Source organism: Chryseobacterium sp. PCH239 (genome assembly GCF_018924625.1).
Lineage (GTDB): Bacteria > Bacteroidota > Bacteroidia > Flavobacteriales > Weeksellaceae > Chryseobacterium > Chryseobacterium cucumeris.
Map to the genome: position 1 here is coordinate 4888234 of NZ_CP073027.1, position 16973 is coordinate 4905206.

Annotated in this window: 17 protein-coding genes, 1 tRNA gene and 1 pseudogene; 8 read left to right on the top strand and 11 right to left on the bottom strand. The window is 36.9% G+C overall.

What is annotated here, in order from left to right; genetic code table 11:
• Nucleotides 1–21 precede the first annotated feature (21 nt).
• From KBP46_RS22450 to KBP46_RS22460, 3 genes are all read right to left on the bottom strand, one after another.
• Nucleotides 22–91 (bottom strand) — tRNA-Ala (locus tag KBP46_RS22450).
• Nucleotides 92–489: 398 nt separating this feature from the next.
• Nucleotides 490–981: a hypothetical protein gene (locus KBP46_RS22455; protein ID WP_216444232.1), complete on the bottom strand. Its 492-nt coding sequence runs from the start codon at nucleotides 979–981 to the stop codon at nucleotides 490–492.
• Between the two features lie 193 nt (nucleotides 982–1174).
• On the bottom strand, nucleotides 1175–2026 hold the full coding sequence (locus KBP46_RS22460) for an AraC family transcriptional regulator (protein WP_216444233.1): 852 nt from the start codon (nucleotides 2024–2026) through the stop codon (nucleotides 1175–1177).
• 358 nt (nucleotides 2027–2384) lie between these two features.
• Between KBP46_RS22460 and KBP46_RS22465 the strand changes: the two genes are divergently transcribed.
• The 3 genes from KBP46_RS22465 (at nucleotide 2385) to KBP46_RS22475 (ending at nucleotide 3758) form a co-directional block, all read left to right on the top strand.
• Nucleotides 2385–2750: a GMC oxidoreductase gene (locus KBP46_RS22465; protein ID WP_253297112.1), complete on the top strand. Its 366-nt coding sequence runs from the start codon at nucleotides 2385–2387 to the stop codon at nucleotides 2748–2750.
• A 122-nt stretch (nucleotides 2751–2872) separates the two neighbouring features.
• A complete protein-coding gene (locus KBP46_RS22470; RefSeq protein ID WP_062672074.1) occupies nucleotides 2873–3295 on the top strand; it encodes a PaaI family thioesterase in 423 nt (140 codons plus the stop codon).
• Between the two features lie 118 nt (nucleotides 3296–3413).
• Nucleotides 3414–3758 (top strand): phage holin family protein, encoded by a 345-nt coding sequence (locus KBP46_RS22475; RefSeq protein WP_114821738.1) that lies wholly within the window; start codon nucleotides 3414–3416, stop codon nucleotides 3756–3758.
• Between the two features lie 49 nt (nucleotides 3759–3807).
• On the opposite strand, the gene KBP46_RS22480 is transcribed toward KBP46_RS22475, so the two are convergent.
• A complete protein-coding gene (locus KBP46_RS22480) occupies nucleotides 3808–4674 on the bottom strand; it encodes a chitobiase/beta-hexosaminidase C-terminal domain-containing protein (protein ID WP_216444234.1) in 867 nt (288 codons plus the stop codon).
• 205 nt (nucleotides 4675–4879) lie between these two features.
• On the opposite strand from KBP46_RS22480, the gene KBP46_RS22485 reads away from it, so the two are divergent.
• A complete protein-coding gene (locus KBP46_RS22485; protein WP_216444235.1) occupies nucleotides 4880–6874 on the top strand; it encodes a S9 family peptidase in 1995 nt (664 codons plus the stop codon).
• A 150-nt stretch (nucleotides 6875–7024) separates the two neighbouring features.
• Entirely contained in the window at nucleotides 7025–7516 is a 492-nt protein-coding gene (locus KBP46_RS22490) for a DNA-deoxyinosine glycosylase (protein ID WP_216444236.1), read from the top strand.
• Between the two features lie 146 nt (nucleotides 7517–7662).
• On the opposite strand, the gene KBP46_RS23945 is transcribed toward KBP46_RS22490, so the two are convergent.
• The 7 genes and pseudogenes from KBP46_RS23945 to KBP46_RS22520 all read right to left on the bottom strand — a co-directional run bounded on the left by KBP46_RS23945 (nucleotide 7663) and on the right by KBP46_RS22520 (nucleotide 14263).
• Entirely contained in the window at nucleotides 7663–8142 is a 480-nt protein-coding gene (locus tag KBP46_RS23945; RefSeq protein ID WP_253297113.1) for an aminoglycoside phosphotransferase family protein, read from the bottom strand.
• 65 nt (nucleotides 8143–8207) lie between these two features.
• Nucleotides 8208–8717, bottom strand: coding sequence for a hypothetical protein (locus KBP46_RS23950; protein WP_253297114.1), 510 nt, complete (start codon nucleotides 8715–8717; stop codon nucleotides 8208–8210).
• The gene (locus KBP46_RS22500; protein WP_216444237.1) at nucleotides 8708–9622 is read right to left on the bottom strand and encodes a sugar phosphate nucleotidyltransferase; all 915 of its coding nucleotides are present in this window, start codon (nucleotides 9620–9622) and stop codon (nucleotides 8708–8710) included. The genes KBP46_RS23950 and KBP46_RS22500 overlap by 10 nt, the downstream gene beginning before the upstream one ends.
• A pseudogene (locus tag KBP46_RS22505) lies at nucleotides 9612–11007 on the bottom strand (Gfo/Idh/MocA family oxidoreductase). The gene KBP46_RS22500 and the pseudogene KBP46_RS22505 overlap by 11 nt, the downstream one beginning before the upstream one ends.
• A 220-nt stretch (nucleotides 11008–11227) precedes the next feature.
• Nucleotides 11228–12763 (bottom strand): peptidase M61, encoded by a 1536-nt coding sequence (locus KBP46_RS22510; RefSeq protein ID WP_216444238.1) that lies wholly within the window; start codon nucleotides 12761–12763, stop codon nucleotides 11228–11230.
• A 57-nt stretch (nucleotides 12764–12820) separates the two neighbouring features.
• Entirely contained in the window at nucleotides 12821–13513 is a 693-nt protein-coding gene (locus tag KBP46_RS22515) for an AIM24 family protein (protein WP_062672057.1), read from the bottom strand.
• Nucleotides 13514–13549: 36 nt separating this feature from the next.
• Nucleotides 13550–14263, bottom strand: coding sequence for a hypothetical protein (locus KBP46_RS22520; RefSeq protein WP_216444239.1), 714 nt, complete (start codon nucleotides 14261–14263; stop codon nucleotides 13550–13552).
• 154 nt (nucleotides 14264–14417) lie between these two features.
• On the opposite strand from KBP46_RS22520, the gene queA reads away from it, so the two are divergent.
• The 3 genes from queA to rlmN are packed head-to-tail and all read left to right on the top strand — an operon-like array spanning nucleotide 14418 to nucleotide 16924.
• Complete coding sequence (gene queA, locus KBP46_RS22525) at nucleotides 14418–15467, top strand: tRNA preQ1(34) S-adenosylmethionine ribosyltransferase-isomerase QueA (RefSeq protein WP_034696367.1); 1050 nt, start codon at nucleotides 14418–14420, stop codon at nucleotides 15465–15467.
• 42 nt (nucleotides 15468–15509) lie between these two features.
• A complete protein-coding gene (locus KBP46_RS22530; protein WP_062672053.1) occupies nucleotides 15510–15857 on the top strand; it encodes a four helix bundle protein in 348 nt (115 codons plus the stop codon).
• A 32-nt stretch (nucleotides 15858–15889) separates the two neighbouring features.
• Nucleotides 15890–16924, top strand: coding sequence for a 23S rRNA (adenine(2503)-C(2))-methyltransferase RlmN (gene rlmN, locus KBP46_RS22535; RefSeq protein WP_062672050.1), 1035 nt, complete (start codon nucleotides 15890–15892; stop codon nucleotides 16922–16924).
• The last annotated feature ends 49 nt before the right edge of the window (nucleotides 16925–16973 follow it).

Sequence of the window (16973 nt, forward strand, 5' to 3'; positions counted from 1 at the left end):
AAACTAAGTAGAATTATCAAGTGGAGAATACGGGATTCGAACCCGTGGCCTTTTGACTGCCAGTCAAACGCAATAGTTTTTTGTATACGCTATACATAATGGAATGAGATAAACATTCTCTCAAAGATAATAAAATAATTGCATGAACTTGGCTCAGATAGGTGATTCAGCTTTTGATGTTATCACATTTTATCGGAGATAAAATCCTTGTGTCTTACAATATAAAACTTAGGAGCAAAACTTGCGCCTTTGCGTTTTCCAACCCATCTATACATAGATTCTATGGAATGACAAAGTGTACGGATAAGCAAAACGTTGTATTTGTCATTCAGCGGAAGCCAACCATACACTTATCTTTAGAATTAGAATAGTTATCCTATTTACAAATACCCCAACTAAAGACGTAAAAATTCCCCTCCAGTGGAGGGGTGGCAAAAATTCAAAGAATTTTTGACGGGGTGGTTTTACAGTTTCTTAAATACCGTGTCATCATGAAACTTCAACATTCTCTCTTTTCTGTTTGATAAACTGAAAAACAGATCCAACAATAAAAAGCAGTAAAATAACAAGAAGAGTCTGCCCAATGATCGGATCTTTGATGTCTTTGGCCAAAGGATGTCCAATCGGAACCCGTGTGAATGTCTCATTAACAGTTGGGACAAGCGACAGAAAAAAGCTGAATGACAATAGAAAATTCTCAAAATACCGGACTTTCTTACTTCCTTTTTTATTGGCAAAAAGAAAATAGGCCGCAGCGATCAAAACGATGATAAATAATGAAAACACATGTCCTGCATTAAAACCTCCGTTTTTGGAGATACCCAATGCTGTAAGTGAAGTGATGGCCGTCGCATAAAAATAGACTTTTCCTGACGGCTTAGCCAGATTGATTTTACCATATCTGATAAATCCTATCACTGCGCCAACAAGAGCTGTTACGCCAATAATAGTGTGAAAAATTCCTAAACCTGATAGATTCATATTGATTGTATTTTAAAATTGATACTTATGAGCTGCAGGTATATTACTGTTCCCTGTAACTGACGGTACAAATTTGCGATAGAAATACAGAAATGATTTTGTGATTTAGTTCAAGAATTTGGGATTTTGGTTCAGAAAAGAACTCCTTATCAAAACAGGAAATACATTTATAATCTTTAAAAAGGTACGATTATCATCCTTTCCGTTCCTGGCGGTAATTGGAGGGCGTTATATGAAATTTATCGCTGAAGTTTTTGGTAAAAGTGGTCAGATCGTTGAATCCGCATTCGAACGCGATATCGGTAATGCGTTCATCGGATATTAAAAGTAATTCGGCGGCTTTTTCCAGTTTTTTGTTTCTTATATAATTGGCGGGGGTATCGTTGTAAAGTTTTGAAAATTCTCTTTTGAAAGATGATACACTTAAATTGCTTTGCTCAGCAAGCTGTTCGATTGTTAGCTGTGAAAATAAATTCGCTTCAATGATTTGCTTAAAAGAATAAGTGGTGGGAGAGAAAAGCTGTGACAGGATCAGCTGAACGGCCTTAGCATTCTGTGACTGAGCCAACAGCAAAATGATTTCCTTGAGTTTTAGAACCAATATATCTTCATTAACGAGGGAAGGGTTTTCAAAATAAAAAAGCAGCCCTTCTACATACTTCTGAATCAGAAAGTCATTGTTTATTTTCTCATTGGATTTATTCGAAACGATATCGGAAGGTTTTTGCAGTAATAAAGGCAATTCTCTGTCATAGATTTTTTTCAGGATGTCAGGATAGAACGTAACGATCACAATCTCACAATGATCTTCTGACACTGAGTTCTGAATATGTTTTCCGGAGCTGATACAGTTCAGAAAAAGAGAATAATTTGCAGAAACATCAAACTCCTGTTCCTCTGTTTTGTACTGAAACTCACCTTTAAGCACATACAGAAAGCAGGCTTGCTCCGAAACCGGAAAATCATACCTGAAGGACCCTGATATATCAATTTTCTGTATCAGGGTTTTCCCAAACAATTCGTGTTTTTTGTAATCATTCAGCATAATGGAGTACGTGAGTTTTTGAATTCAATAATAGGAAAGTTAAATAAATTTTTTTGTAAATGTAAAGCAATATTATATTTTATCGGAGATCAAATCTTAACGCCTCAAAAACAAATAGTTTGGCGACAATTGGCGACTTTGCGTTTTCCAACCTATCTAGCCAGAGATTCTTACGAAACGACATTATGTACGAATAAACTAAACGTCGTAAATTTCATTCCGAAAAAATCCGGCCTTACACTTTTTTTGACAGGTAGTTTTACCGGAATAACTTCTCATACCAGCCATCAACATCGCTTTTAATCTCCTCATGATGCTTACATAAAATCATAGCCAGCTCCAGTTCAAATCTCTCAGATTGATAAGGATTCTTTCTGAAGAATCCGATCTGGAAGCACTTTATCAATGTGTTGAAATATGCCGTGAAATGGGAAAAACAAAAGAGGAAGTGATAGATCATATCAAAAAATCATGTTCCACCTATCATCATATGACCGGAACCTGTAAAATGGGAGTCGACAGCCTTTCTGTAGTAGATCCGAGACTGAGAGTATATGGAATAAAAGGATTAAGGATAGCTGACGTATCGATCATGCCGGATGTGGTTTCCGGAAATACCAACGCACCTACCATTATGATTGGTGAAAAAGAAGCCGATATGATCAGAGAAGATCATCATCTGAAAGCGTCAGGTTTATCTGAAAAGTTATCGTTTGTTGTGTAAGCAGGGTTTAAAACCTTGGAAAGAAGCCGTTTCCTGTTCATGGAGCGGTTTTTTAATGAAAAATTGAAAGATCATTGAGATCAAAAACTTTATAGCGCTTACCTTTGTTTAAAATAAAATTCATGACACCAGAAAAAAAGAAACTCATTACAGACAGCTTCAGCCGCTCGGAAACCTTGAAATTCTATAAAGCAGAACTGCTGGAAGTAGAAACTGATTTTATATCGATGAAGATCCCTAAGATGGAAATGATGACCCGAAAAGCAGGCATGTTCAATGGCGCAATGATCGCCTCTCTGGTGGATGTTTCTTCAGGATATGCCGCTGTGAGCCATTATCCGGAAGACTGTTATGTAGTGACCGTTGAGCTGAAAGTGAACTACCTTCGTCCGGCAATGGGTGATGCTTTGATTTCAAAATCCTATGTTATCAAAGGGGGAGGGAAAATTGTTGTAGTGAGAACGGAAATCTATGTCCAGACCGAAGGTTCTGATTCTGAAAGTCATGTAGCCACCTCATTAGTAACCATGATGAAAATAAAATAAGAAATTAAGAGAAAATAAAAGACAAGATATTCCTTCAATAAAGGGTTTCAAAGCATTTTTTTTCCGGAATGGAATAGCTTTTGCTCAACAAACCCCATAAACATTAAAAAATATCACAATGAACTTAATTATCCGACTTTTTATTACAGCAATTGTTGCTTATCTTTTAACTAAAATTTTACCGGGAGTACAGTTTGAAGGATTTTCTTCAGCCATCATCTTTGCGATTGTGCTTGGGGTTCTTAACATATTTGTAAAGCCAATTTTAAGTCTGTTTGGCCTTCCGCTGACTATTCTTACCTTAGGATTCTTTGCGCTGGTAATTAATGCCGCAATTGTCCTTATTGCAGACTATTTCATAGACAGTATGGTTGTAGATGGCTTCTGGTGGGCATTTATCTTCAGTATATTATTATCAATTGTAACTTCTCTGGCGAATTCAATGTTCTCAGATGGAGATTAATTAAAATCATAAAGATCAAAATAGAAATCCGCTCAACGAGCGGATTTCTTTATTTTTTAATGAACTTCAGTAACACGAGGTCTCCTTTCGAATCTTTAAGCTTTAAAAAGTAATTTCCTGAGATAAGCTGACTAATTAAAATTTCTTTCATAAACTGATCTTTTAAAATCACCCTTCCATTCACATCTGTAATCTCATATTCGTTGAAGTTCCGGTCAGTATTTACTTTTAAAATATCTGAAACAGGGTTCGGATAAACTTTGATAAAAACGCTTTTATTTTTAGAGACTGATTCATTAGATATTAAAAATAAACATGAAGGCGGAGTGGTTATTACTCCATCTGTAAAATCATAATACAAAGTACTTCCCATCGGAATCAGATTGGTACTGATGGTAGCAGGAATATTCTCAAATAGAGTACAGTTATTAAAACGGACATTGGCACTTTCAAAATCTCTCGTAGTCTTATACCATGATTCACATCCGGCAGGTTGCATTACAACTCCGGGCCAGAATGTATCGATTGCAAATCCGTCTATAGAATTGGGACTGACCATATCAACCATTACACAGCTTCCTGATGCCCATGTGGAAGGTGCTTTAAAATAAATAGCAGCAGTAGGAATACTTCCTGTATAATACTTTTTACTGATTACAGGAGAAGAACTTCCTTGTCCGTTAACAAGAAATGCCTTGATCTCTTTATTCTGATCAATAGAAATCTGAACATTATTTACGGCAGAGGAAGAACTAATCGTCGGAGTGCTTCCGTCAGTGGTGTAATAAATAGTCCCGTTTCCATTAATTGTGACCTGATAAGGATTATAATAATGATTGGGAAAAGGGCTCATCGTAAGCTGTGAAAAAAAGAATGAAGATACACAAAGTGAAGAAAAAAGTATAAATTTTTTCATAGAAAAATGGGTATTAGTTTAGTCTTTTGTAAAACTAGTAAACTTTTGCCGTACATAAATCAATTATTTATCAACTTTAAAAACTTAATGTTAATTCTTTCGTCCGTTTTTATTTTAAATATTAACTTTGGCAATCTTTGAATTTAATAAAAGGATGTAGGAAATCAACTGATTTTGTACATCCGTTAAAAATGAATATCAACATATGAAACTTAAGTACAGCCTGCTGGCTTTGGCAGCTCCGCTTTTAATGAATGCACAACAAGTAATGACGCCTGAAATTCTTTGGACTTTGAAAAAAGTTGGGGTACAGGCAGTTTCACCAGATCAGGGTTCTCTTATCTATAAAGTAGGGCAGGTAGACCTGAAAACAGAGAAAACAAAAAATGAAAACTATTTTCTGAATGTTCTTAATAACCAGTCTTCCAAAATTGATTTCGGTAAAAAAGCACTTATTCAGTGGGATAAAAACGGAATTTATGCTCAGGAAGGAGATAAAATTTATCTTTCCAAAGATGCCGGAAAAACCTGGACAGAATTTTATACCATCGGGGAAGCTGATAATATTGTCATTTCTCCTGACGGGAAGAAGATTGCTTTCAGCAAGCAGGTATTGGTTGAAAAAGTAATGGGGAAAGATAAATTCAGTGATACTCCTAAAACAACGGCTCAGGTATACACAGACCTGAACCACAGACACTGGGATTATTTCAATGAAGGAAAATATAACCATGTATTTGTAGTGAATACAGCCGATAAAGTAGAAGGAGCGAAAGATCTTCTGGAAGGAAAAACCTGGGATTCTCCGCAAAGACCTTTCGGTGGTGCTGAAGATTTTATCTGGAGCCCGGATTCTGCACAGCTTTTATATGTTACAAAACCTAAAAGTGGTAAAGAATATACTACAAGTACCAATACCGATATCTTTGCTTATGATCTGGCATCAGGTACTACCAAAAACCTTACGGAATCCAACAAAGGATATGATGTAAACCCAAAATTCAGCCCGGACGGAAAATCTTTAATCTGGCAGAGTATGGCCAGAGACGGATATGAAGCTGATAAAAATGATGTGAAAATTTTAGACTGGAAGTCAGGGAAGACGACTAACCTTACTTCAGGTTGGGACGAAAGTGTTTCAGGAGATGTACTTTGGGGAGCAGATTCAAAAACAATCTACTTCACAGCGGCATTCAGAGGTACAAAACAGCTTTTCTCGCTGGATTCAAAATCAGCAAAAGTACAGCAGATCACCAAAGGAGATTTTGACGTTAACGAAATCTTTACAGATAATAAAACTTCACTTCTGGTAGGAAGAACAGACGTAAACCATGCCACAGAATTATTCTCTGTAAACGTTAAAAATGGAGAAATGAAGCAGGTTACTGAAGCCAACAAGGAAACTTATGCTAAGCTGGCTCAGGGGAAATCTGAACTTAAAATGGTGAAAACTTCAGACGGTAAAGAAATGGGAGTTTGGTTCCACTATCCACCGAACTTTGACCCGAACAAAAAATATCCTACTTTGGTATACTGCCAGGGTGGACCACAGTCTGCACTTACTCAATATTTCAGTGTAAGATGGAACTTTGCTCTTATGACAGCTAACGATTATATCGTAGTAGCTCCAAACAGAAGAGGAATGCCAGGCTGGGGAACAAAATGGAACGAAGAAATTTCAAAAGACTGGGGCGGACAGCCAATGAGAGATTATCTGGCGGCAACAGACTTTGCGAAAACTTTACCATACGTGGACGGTGACAGGGTAGCAGCTGTAGGAGCTAGTTACGGAGGATACAGTGTATTTATGCTGGCCGGAATCCATGAGAACAGATTCAAAACATTTATAGCTCATGATGGGTTATTTGATATGAAATCCTGGTATCTGACTACGGAAGAATTGTGGTTTGCAAATTGGGATCTTGGTTCTCCATGGGAAAAACCACTTCCAAAAGCATACACAGAATTCAATCCAAGCAACTTCGTAGAAAAGTGGAACAAGCCGATCATGATTGTTCAGGGAGGAATTGATTTCCGTGTTCCTTACGAGCAGGGTCAGGAAGCTTTCCAGGCTGCAAAATTAAGAGGATTAAAATCTAAACTGGTGTACTTCCCGAACGAAAACCACTGGGTACTTCATCCACAAAACGGATTGGTATGGCAGAGAGAATTCTTCGACTGGTTGAAGGAAACTTTGTAGACAAACAATATAAAATATCAATAGAAACGGGCTTTAGCCCGTTTTTTTTAATTAAAAAAATAATGACTTTAGCCAAAACCTCAATAACTTCTTTCTTCAGGCTCCCGGCTTCCAACCTAATTAAAATAAATTAAATCTTTATATTTGAATATGCAAAGCCGTATTTCTTCATTTCCACCCATTATTGATGCTCAGTCTGAAATTCTGATTTTAGGATCAATTCCCGGAGTGAAATCACTGGAAAAACAGCAGTATTATGCCCATCCGCAAAATAAATTCTGGAAAATCATTTTTGAATTGCTGAACGAAGAATTTACTGATGATTACACACAAAGAATTGAAACGATAAAGAAACATCATATTGCCCTGTGGGATGTTATTGATTCGTGCGAGAGAAAAGGAAGCCTGGATTCTGAAATCAGGAATGAAGAAGCCAATCAGATTGCTGAACTGTTGGAAAAACATCCGAATGTAAAAGCTATTTTCTGCAATGGCGGAAAGTCTTACAAAAACTTACAAAAGTTGTTGGGGAAAAATTATAAACTTCCCGTTTTTTTATTGCCTTCTACAAGTCCGCTTCATACCGTTTCCTTTGAAAAAAAGCTGGAAGAGTGGAGGAAAATACTGGATTTTTTGGTTTGAGTGTGGGAGAATTTGAGAGTTTTGGAATGACAGGGTTTGAGAGTGAGAAGATAAAGCTAGATTTCTGAGAAATGACGAACAGAGCGCTTTATTTATATGCACCCTTTGTCATTTTTTAGAAATCTATGGTCTTACAAAACTAACCCTCAAACTTTCCCACTCTGAAACCCATTAGCTTCCAGATATTCTCTCAATCCCTTCAACAGTTCCAGCTGGTTTTTTGTCCTGTCCAGATTATGTTCAGGATGCATGATAGAATAGTAGGTACTTCCGTTAAGGTAATCTGTTAAAAAGCGAAGTTCCTGAATATAAATAGCGACTTGTGCTGCATAATCAAGATTCTCATATTCTTCAGGCGTCAGCTTTTCCTTTAAATGAAATAAGAATCCCTCTTTTACTACCTTATACATTTCAGGGTTGAAATTGTTTTGGGCTGTCCCGTCATCTTCGTGTGTTGTATTGGTGTAGGACTGAATCATGGTTCCAAAATCATACAAAATAGTAGAAATCATCATGGTATCAAGATCAATCACAGCTAATGGATTACGGTTCTGATCAAAGAGAATATTACTGATTTTTACATCGGCATGAATAATCCTTTTAGGGATCTGGTTGTTTTTCTCCATTTCAATCCATCGGTCAGGTAAGGACAAAAGCTGGTTGGTGATTTCTATTTCAGTCTTAGCATTTTCTATAAAATAAGGCTCTGCATTTTTAAAGAGTCTTTATAATCTGCAACCCTCTTCTCAAAATTGAGGAAATTGGGAAGAGAATCTTCAATGGCAGGTAATTGTTCAGTATTTACCGTATTGAGAAAATAACTGAAGGTTTTAGCCGCATCAAAAGCCGTCTGTAAGGAGGGAGCAGTAAGGAATGTAGTGCTGTTTTCTACAAAACTTAACATACGCCATGGCTGACCATTTTTATCTTTTACCAGAATTTTACCGGTAAGAGAAGGAATAGGTTCTATAATTTCAAATTGATAATTATTTGACCTGAGCACTTCATTGATCATTAAATGGTTATTAACGACCACTTCCGGCTGTTTAAAAACATGATTGTTGATTTTCTGCAGAATAAACTTTTTTCCCTGATCTTTATTCTCCAAAAGATAAGTGGTATTGATCAATCCATCAGTAATAGAAGTGAGTTCGTAATTATTCGTAGTTATAAAAGCAGCAATAATATCATTTAGCTCCATAAATCTTCCGGGTATCTGTTATTTTTAATCTCTGAAGTCAGAAAATCTATAATTTCCTTTTTATCGTCAGCATAGGTAACTCCCATCCATCGGGATGGAGATGTTTTCACTTTTACTTTGACTCTGTTTTCGTTCATCATTTTTTGTACTGCGGAAGGAATGTAAAATTCCTGATTGGGCAGTGGATCAGATTCTATGAAATCATAGAAATAGGCTTCCAGATAACAAAAAATATGAGGATGGAAAATAAAAAAGTTCATGGATACCAATGTTTCGGGATCTAATTTTATATTTTCTCCGTTTTCAACATAAATGATTGAATGATTGATCTTTTGAATAGAAGTTTGTTCCTCTACTTTAATCAGATAATTTTCAGCATCCAACGTACATATTCCTCTTGCTACAGCACCGTTGCCACTCAATGTTGTACCCACAGGATAAGCAATCATCCCTAATTGTGTATCTGAAATATAATGATGGTTAATTTCATCAGCAGCCAGTCGATAGGCTTCTTTTCCGTAGAAATCATCTGCATTGATCATCACAAAAGGTTCCTGTATTGAATATTTGGCACAAAGTACAGCATGAGCAGTTCCCCATGGTTTCTCACGATCCGGATAATCAAAGCCTTCCAGTGAAATAGGAATGGTATCTATCTCCTGATATACCCAAAGCAATTCAAAATTTTTAGCTTTTGAAATGCCGTTGAGCCTTTCAATATAACTTTCAGGAATCAGTTTGTTGACAATAATAACTACTTTTTGGAAACCGGCTTCCAGAGCATCAAAGATAGAATACTCAAGAATCGGGGAACCGTTATCAAGTATTCCGTCTATTTGTTTAAGTCCTTTGTACCTACTGCCTAACCCGCCTGCTAATATGAGTAATGTCTTCTTAGAACTCATCAGTCATTCCAAATACAGGTTTACGGGTTTTCCATTTTCCATTGGTAAAATCAGGGATATCAACTACCTGACCACCTTTGGCAATAGACTCTTCACTCAATGGGGTTATAGAATACCATAGGGCAAGATCATATACATCCATCGGGAATTCTATATTTCGTTTGATACATTCAATAAAAGTATTCATTACAAAGAAATCCATCCCGCCATGTCCGGCGCCTGCAGCGGTAGTTTCAAACTTCTTCCACATTGGATGATCATATTCTTTCATCCATTTTTCAGTATTATCCCAACGGTGGGTATGGTTCATTGTTTTTTCAAAATAGATATGTCCCTGGTTGAAATCTCCCCATCCGAAATCCTGCCACAATCCCTCAGTTCCTTGAACTCTGAAGCCAAGATCATATGGTCTCTGCAAACTTGTATCATGAGTAAGAAGGATAGTCTCTCCATTGGCACAGGCAATCTGTGTGGTTACAATATCTCCCTGGTTGAATTTTACTTTGGCACTAGGATGGTTTTCTCCTCCTTTTGGATGTTCAACAATATATTTATGAAGGCCTACAGATTTTGATGAGAATGAAGAAAGCCTCGTTAAACGATTTCCTCTGTTGATATCCATCATCATCGCAACCGGACCTAATCCATGGGTAGGATAAAGCTCTCCATTACGCTTTACATAATGTTCGGTTCTCCATTTTGCTTCACTGAATCCTTTTTCTCCAAATTCAGCCCCGGAATTGTACGGATTAACTCCATCATTGAAAAGAACGCCTCTCAGATCATGCTGATAACCACCTCTTCCATGCACCAGCTCTCCGAACATTCCTTTACGGACCATATTCAGGATGGCCATAATATCTCTGCGGTAACACACGTTTTCCATCATGAAGATAGGAACTTTCGTTTCCTCATATACCTTTACAAATTCCCAGCAGTCCTGAAGCTTTATAGCCCCGGAAACTTCCATGCCCACAATTTTTTAGCACGCATAGCTTCTACGCCCTGGGTAAGATGCCATTCCCATGGAGTAGCAATCACAACAGCGTCTATAGTTTTTAATTTTAAAAGATTTCGATAGTCATATTCCCCGTTGGAAAACTCCTGAGCAGCCGGTTTATTGTTGTCTTTTAAGATTTTTGAGAAGCAGCAAGCATTCTTTTTTCCGGATCTGCAAACGCAACAATCTCTACATCATTACGTTTTGCCAGTAATTTTACATGCTCCTGGCCACGAAGGCCTACACCGATAAAACCGACGCGGACTTTTTTATCCGTTTTAAAATCATTGGAATAAGCAAATAAAGAATTGGGTAAAACCAATGCCCCAAAGCTTGCTAAAGCTGCGGTCTTAAGAAAGTTTCTGCGGGAGTTACTATTGTTCATCTATTTTTTTCTTAAATATATTAAAACTTTTGTAAATCCCGATAAAGTGATAGATAATAGGAGAATGAAGAAACAGAAGTAGTTGGTGAGAATTTGTAGCTTGTTGGATTTTAAAGTTGAATGATTTTGGAATTATTGACGTATGGATTATTAATTTTCGCTTTTTTCTCTATTTTGATCATTTATATTTTTTTACATATTTTGTTATATGTGTGAAAATTTATTGATTGATCCAGGCTTTTCTTAATGCAATCTGTTTTGAATCGGGGTTGGAAACAGGAGTTACCTTTCCGGTAGCTTCATCATAATTGAATCCTGCTTTTTCCAGATACTCTTTTAAAGGAATGGGTTGAGTGCCTTGTACGAAATCTCTAAAAAAAGTCTGTATTTCGGGATAAGTCATTTTGGTAATCTCATCAAAAAGTTCATCATCATTAAAATATTGACCTGCTCCATACTTTTTCATAAGCTTCTGCATCAGATCCTGAGTTCCCATTTTCCCGTTAGAAAGTTCTCTTAGTCTTATATCCAGACATAACCCGAGTAATGCTCCTTTCATATAAAAGTTCATATACTGATCCTGTCTTTCCATAGATTTTTTACTCATTTCCGTTAAAGATAGAGTGTTGTCAAATGCTTTCATGCCTTTGATCTTTTCTTCCAGACTTTTTTCAAAATCTTCCAGACTGATCATTTTTTGTTTAATAGGCATATGAACGGTAGCATACTCCGTCATTCCTTCGTATAGCCACAAATGTTTAGACATAACAGGATTCAGGAAATCATAATGCTGAATTTCCCCTGAATGAATGTTGAGTGGAGTAACAACATGGAAAAACTCATGGGAAGCCACTCTGTTCAGAGCATTTGGAAGAAACTTCATACTTCCGGAACGGTACAGGCAGACCGTAGAGTGGGAATGTTCAAGTCCGTCTCCTAAAAATCCATTCTCATTGGAAGATTCATAATAAATCAGAAAAGCATATTTGTTGACAGGTAATGTCCCGCCAAGATAAGCCTGCTGATTTTTCAGAATATTTTCTATTTCGTGAGCAATCGTTTTGGAGTAATGCCTTTCCTTTTTATTGTAGAATGAGACAAGTACTTTGGTATGACCTATTTTCAGCCAGGTGGTATCAGGAACTGAATATAAAACGGGAGAATCTACCAGTTCACGGTAATCCTTTGCCCAAACCATATCCGTATTCCTATTTTTCTGTTGATAATTTAAAGCAGAAGATGCGTAGAAATCCTTATTCTTTGTAATGGTAATCTTATAAGGAATATCTTTTAGTTCTTCAAAATATCCCACTAAAGAATTATAATTGATGACAAAAACACTGTCTTTTATAAACATGCTGCCGGCAGATCTGGCTTCGTTAGATTCTTTTTCCAGAGAGTCCCACCCGTCAGCTACCAGATAAGATATTTTCTTTACACGATTGAGATCATGTACCATCCAGCTGTTTTTATCCAGACGTTCGGTTACTACTTTTTTACCGTTTTTATCGGTGGCGGTGAAATCAGAAACATATTGTCCGAAATTCATAGCCTGATAAAACCCGGGTACCAGTTTGGGAATGATAAATTTGCCCTGTTTAAGATTATTCTTTGGAGGCAAAAAAGATACCCGGACTTCATCATTGGACATATGAAGAAGATCTATAGAATATTCGTAATTTTTCTTTGAAGTCTGGGCAATCATCAGGCTAGGTAGTATGATGACCACAAAAAATAGCTTTATAAGGGTATTCATGGGCTGCAAATCTTAATTATTACGAAAATTCTAAATCACTTCTAAGTTTTGTTGGTCTTATTTTTCCATATAGTATACCTCCTCATAAGGCTGAATCAGTACCCATCCATGTCCTGAAAATTTCATCTGAAACTCTTCGCCGCTTCCTCTGCCGATAAGACTTTTGAAAGAAACATTCGTTTTCAGTTCCGGGCTTAGGTTTCCGGACCATGCCACAGTAGCATTCGGATCTGTAAACACAGGAGTATCTGGAGTAACCAACAATGTAAGAGGATCTCCGTGAGTTGTAATGGCAATATGTCCCGTTCCTGAAAGTTTTGCCTGAAAAAGTCCTCCGGACATCATTCCTGCAATACTTTTCAGCATGGTGATATCGCTTTTGACGCTTTGTTCGTGGGCAAGGATATCATTTCCGTTTACACAAACAGATTCATTATTCAGATACAGAATACGGACTTTCTTCCCGGAATCTGCAACATATAGTTTTCCGGTTCCTTCTGCTTTCATCAGCCTGGCTCCTTCACCGCTGATAGCTTTCTTTAAAAGATTTCCAATTCCTCCGGACAGCATTCCCTGTCTTTCAAAATTGATATTTCCCACATAGCTTACCATGCTTCCTCTTTTCGTCCATACTGCCTGATTGTTAAGGTTGATTTCCAGAAGATGTTTCGTTTCCAGTTCAAAATAATCTCTTTGCTGCGGATTTTCTTTCGTTTCGTTGATAAATGCTTCAATTGAATATTTACTCATAATGATATTTTTTAATTGGCTGTTTTTATAGTGTTATTACTTTAGTTTGTCGAGTTTATACTCCCTTTTGTTACTTTTAGGATTCAGATCTACAAATTCATACGCTTCAAAATTGGCAAGTCTGGTTTTGAACATTTCAGTTGCTTTTTCTAATGACCATGTTTTAGGATAATGAAAACCTTCAAATTCAGTATTGAAAATTTCTGCTTTGAAATCATGCGAAAACTCATAATCGCCTGCGTAGGTCAGTGCTATTTTGCCCGTCCATGTAATATCATACCGGTTATTCTCTTTTTTTGAAAACCGGATCTGATGTCCTGCACAGCTATCATGTCCCAGCAGGTAGATGTTGAAAGCAAGATCATCATCATCAGAATGTTGTTCAGACGGAAGATCATTACTGAAAAGATCATTTTGAACAACAGCATCGAAATCTAATTTTTCATCAAGGTTATTAATTCTGATTCCTCTCTGTTCACCCCAATAGTTGGACGAGAGTGTACAGGCATGATAGTTTCTCCATACGATTTTGGAGTCCCAGTCGGACAGATCTTCGTCGTCTTCTTTCCCGTTTTCATCGTCATTGGCGTAATAATTTTCAGTTTTTAAATGAAAATCAAACCAGATAAATCCATATTCATCAATCTGCCCGCTCCAGCGAAAGGTTTCAATTTTGTGGCCATTAGGATACGGATTATCAATGAAGTATATTTTACTTACAGATTCCATGTTGAATTTTAATTTTTCCAAAAATACTCTTTTTATGCCTTGGAAATCCCCGTAAAATCACGGTTTTATATTTGATTGTAAATAATACTTGACAAAGGGGTGTTCAATGTCGTATATTTGCACTCCGAAAATTACACCTTGTAATTTCAGTAATTTTTAAACCGTAATTTAAAAAATGAAAACATCAGATTTTAATTTTGATCTTCCTGCGGAATTATTAGCAGAACACCCATCAGAGCACAGAGACGAAGCGAGATTAATGGTACTTGATAGAAAAACACAAACTATCGAGCACAAATTATTCAAGGATGTTGTGGATTATTTTGATGAAGAAGATTTGTTCATCTTCAACAATACAAAAGTTTTCCCTGCACGTCTTTACGGAAATAAAGAAAAAACAGGTGCTAAAATTGAGGTTTTCTTATTAAGAGAGCTTGATAAAGAAACCAGAGTTTGGGACGTTTTGGTAGATCCTGCAAGAAAAATCAGAATTGGTAACAAATTATTCTTCACTGAAGATGAGTCTTTGGTAGCTGAGGTTATTGATAACACAACTTCAAGAGGAAGAACATTAAGATTCTTATTCGACGGTTCTTACGACGAATTCAGAACGAAATTAAAAGAATTGGGAGAAACTCCACTTCCAAAATATATCAAAAGAGCAGTAGAGCCGGAAGATGCAGAAAGATATCAGACAATCTATGCAAAAGTAGAAGGAGCAGTGGCTGCCCCTACAGCAGGTCTTCACTTCTCTAAGCATTTGATGAAGAGATTGGAGATCAAAGGAATCAATTTTGCTGAAGTTACCCTTCACGTAGGATTGGGAACATTCAACCCGATTGAGGTAGAAGATCTTTCTAAGCACAAAATGGAGTCTGAAGAAATTATCATTGATGAGAAAAATGCTGCGATCATTAATAAAGCAGTTGAATCTCACAGAAGAGTATGCGCAGTAGGTACTACTACCATGAGAGCATTGGAAACTTCTGTTTCTTCAAACAAAAAAATCTCTGCTTTCAACGGATGGACAAACAAATTCATTTATCCTCCTCACGATTTTGGAGTAGCGAACTCAATGATCACGAACTTCCACACACCGAAGTCTACTCTGATCATGATGATTGCTGCATTTGCCGGAAGAGATTTCGTAATGCACGCTTATGAAGAAGCCGTAAAAGAAAAGTATAAATTCTATTCTTATGGTGACGCAATGTTAATTCTATAAAAAAAAGTAAAAAGAGCCAAGTTAAAGGTAATAGAAGTAGAGATGAGACAAAATGATTTACTTATAAGAACTTTTACATTTGGAGTTGATTGTCTTAAGTTTTTAAGAACGCTTCCCAATGATTCTGAAAGTAAATTAATACGATTTCAGCTCGGAAAATCAGCTACTTCAATAGGCGCTAATTATGAAGAATCCCAGGCAGGATCTTCTAAGGCAGATTTTAAAAATAAAGTAAAAATTGCTTTGAGAGAAGCCAGAGAAAGTCATTTTTGGCTTAGAGTTTTAGAAGAATTAGATGGTTATGATTCTGAGGAATTTAAAGCTTTATTGAATGAAAGTAACGAATTGAAAAACATTTTGGCTGCAATAGTTAACAATACTAAACTTTAAACCTTTTACTTTTAACTTGGCTCTTTAATATTATGAAAGATATCCGTACATTATCACTAGACCAGCTTAAAGAATACTTTGTGTCTTTAGGAGAAAAGCCGTTTCGTGCGAAACAGGTCTATGACTGGCTATGGAGTAAAAACCTCCATTCGATTGACGAAATGACGAATCTTTCAAAATCACTTCGTGAGAGAATTTCGGAAGAATATACCATTAATCCTGTTTCCGTAGACCTTCTTCAGAAAAGCTCTGACGGAACCATCAAAAACGGAGTGAAACTTCACGACGGGCTGATGGTGGAATCTGTTCTTATTCCTACAGAAACAAGAACTACAGCCTGTGTATCTTCACAGGTAGGATGCTCATTAAACTGCGAATTCTGTGCTACGGCAAGGCTGAAAAGGATGAGAAACCTTGAAGTTGCTGAAATTGTAGATCAGGTAGCTCTGATTGACAGCCAGAGTAGAATGTATTTCGACAGACCGCTTTCCAATATCGTATTTATGGGAATGGGAGAGCCAATGATGAATTACAAAAACGTAGTGGAAGCCATCAAAAAAATTACCCAGCCGGAAGGTTTGGGAATGTCTCCAAGAAGAATTACCGTTTCTACATCCGGTATTCCTAAGATGATCAAAATGCTTGCAGATGACGAACTGCGTGTGAAGCTAGCTTTATCCCTTCACTCTGCTATCGAATCCAAGCGTAATGAGATCATGCCTTTCTCTGATAAATTCCCGTTAACGGATATTATGGAGGCTCTTCAGTACTGGTATCAGAAGACCGGTTCTGTTATTACATTTGAATACTGTGTATGGAAAGGAATCAATGACGGTGATGAGGACATTAAAGCTTTAATCAAATACTGCAAACAGGTTCCTTCAAAAGTAAATCTGATTCAATACAATCCGATCGGGGACGGAAAATATGACCAGTGCAACAAACAGGCAGAAGAAAATTACATCCGTCAGCTTGAAAATGCAGGGATTACTGTAATGGTCAGAAGAAGCCGTGGAGGTGATATTGATGCCGCTTGCGGACAGTTAGCCAACAAAACAACAGATTAAAATTTCCTTAAAAAAAGCCTAAAACTTTCTTAAAAAATAGCTTAAAACC

What these genes read in the sequence shown, in the direction of transcription:
- KBP46_RS22455 (WP_216444232.1), bottom strand. Translation starts at nt 981, where the DNA reads ATGAATCTATCAGGTTTAGGAATTTTTCACACTATTATTGGCGTAACA.
- KBP46_RS22460 (WP_216444233.1), bottom strand. Translation starts at nt 2,026, where the DNA reads ATGCTGAATGATTACAAAAAACACGAATTGTTTGGGAAAACCCTGATA.
- KBP46_RS22470 (WP_062672074.1), top strand. Translation starts at nt 2,873, where the DNA reads ATGACACCAGAAAAAAAGAAACTCATTACAGACAGCTTCAGCCGCTCG.
- KBP46_RS22475 (WP_114821738.1), top strand. Translation starts at nt 3,414, where the DNA reads ATGAACTTAATTATCCGACTTTTTATTACAGCAATTGTTGCTTATCTT.
- KBP46_RS22480 (WP_216444234.1), bottom strand. Translation starts at nt 4,674, where the DNA reads ATGAAAAAATTTATACTTTTTTCTTCACTTTGTGTATCTTCATTCTTT.
- KBP46_RS22485 (WP_216444235.1), top strand. Translation starts at nt 4,880, where the DNA reads ATGAAACTTAAGTACAGCCTGCTGGCTTTGGCAGCTCCGCTTTTAATG.
- KBP46_RS22490 (WP_216444236.1), top strand. Translation starts at nt 7,025, where the DNA reads ATGCAAAGCCGTATTTCTTCATTTCCACCCATTATTGATGCTCAGTCT.
- KBP46_RS23945 (WP_253297113.1), bottom strand. Translation starts at nt 8,142, where the DNA reads ATGGAGAAAAACAACCAGATCCCTAAAAGGATTATTCATGCCGATGTA.
- KBP46_RS23950 (WP_253297114.1), bottom strand. Translation starts at nt 8,717, where the DNA reads ATGGAGCTAAATGATATTATTGCTGCTTTTATAACTACGAATAATTAC.
- KBP46_RS22500 (WP_216444237.1), bottom strand. Translation starts at nt 9,622, where the DNA reads ATGAGTTCTAAGAAGACATTACTCATATTAGCAGGCGGGTTAGGCAGT.
- KBP46_RS22510 (WP_216444238.1), bottom strand. Translation starts at nt 12,763, where the DNA reads ATGAATACCCTTATAAAGCTATTTTTTGTGGTCATCATACTACCTAGC.
- KBP46_RS22515 (WP_062672057.1), bottom strand. Translation starts at nt 13,513, where the DNA reads ATGAGTAAATATTCAATTGAAGCATTTATCAACGAAACGAAAGAAAAT.
- queA (WP_034696367.1), top strand. Translation starts at nt 14,418, where the DNA reads ATGAAAACATCAGATTTTAATTTTGATCTTCCTGCGGAATTATTAGCA.
- KBP46_RS22530 (WP_062672053.1), top strand. Translation starts at nt 15,510, where the DNA reads ATGAGACAAAATGATTTACTTATAAGAACTTTTACATTTGGAGTTGAT.
- rlmN (WP_062672050.1), top strand. Translation starts at nt 15,890, where the DNA reads ATGAAAGATATCCGTACATTATCACTAGACCAGCTTAAAGAATACTTT.